Origin of the sequence: Alkalihalophilus marmarensis DSM 21297 (genome assembly GCF_000474275.2) — a bacterium.
Lineage (GTDB): Bacteria > Bacillota > Bacilli > Bacillales > Bacillaceae_D > Alkalihalophilus > Alkalihalophilus marmarensis.
The window spans coordinates 1-932 of record NZ_ATAE01000074.1 but is presented as its reverse complement, the minus strand read 5'-3'; the positions used below and the strand labels follow the sequence as shown (position 1 = coordinate 932).

Genomic DNA, 932 nt, shown 5'->3' with positions numbered 1-932 from the left:
CCGGCTACCGTTATAATAAAACCATATAACAAATGGTCAACCAGAAATATTTTCTTATCTGGCTGACCTTATAATACGAACGGGCAGGTTAGTTGAATAAAGAATTTGAACTTATTTGTTTTTCTTATGGTATGTTTAGTTTAGAGGGAGGTCTCATATGAATAAATATAAAGTGATTTTATTTGATTTAGACGGAACACTTTCAGACCCAAAGGTAGGAATAACTAAATCTGTTCAATATGCGTTACATAAGATGGGCATTTTTGAGCCTGATATTGATAAACTAGAAGGCTTTATTGGACCACCATTACAAGTGTCATTTACTGAATATTACAATTTTAATGAGGCAAATTCACAAAAAGCAATAAATTTATATAGGGAGAGGTTTAAGGAAAAAGGAATGTTTGAAAATGAGTTATATTTAAATATTCCCTTGTTATTAGAATCGTTAATAGAACAAGGAAATGCTTTAGTTGTTGCAACTTCAAAGCCTACTGTTTTCTCTGAGCAAATACTAAAGCATTTTAATATTGACCAGTATTTTGAACTTATAGTAGGGAGCAATCTTGATGGTACAAGAGCATCAAAAACTGAAATCATTCAATATATACTAGATACATATACTGAATTTAAACTTGGAGACTTTATTATGATTGGAGATAGAAAGCACGATATTATCGGCTCAAATAATACTGGTATTGACTCTATTGGTGTTACTTATGGGTATGGTTCATTTGAAGAATTAAAACATTCTAACCCTACTTTTATTGTCGATACTGTTGAGCAGTTAAAAGATATTCTGATGGGTAGCAAAGTGAAATAAATAGTATTTACTTACTAAACTAACGTGTAGCGTTTCTGCAACAAGCAGGGACGCATTTTTTTGTACATTTTAAGGGATTGAGATCGCAAAAGAACAAGGGAAATATACA

The 932-nt window shown here is 31.4% G+C and carries 1 protein-coding gene; it reads left to right on the top strand.

Features of this window, described 5'->3' with window-relative positions; all coding sequences use genetic code 11:
• Positions 1-157: 157 nt before the first annotated feature.
• Entirely contained in the window at positions 158-823 is a 666-nt protein-coding gene (locus A33I_RS19240; protein WP_022629943.1) for an HAD family hydrolase, read from the top strand.
• Positions 824-932: the final 109 nt, after the last annotated feature.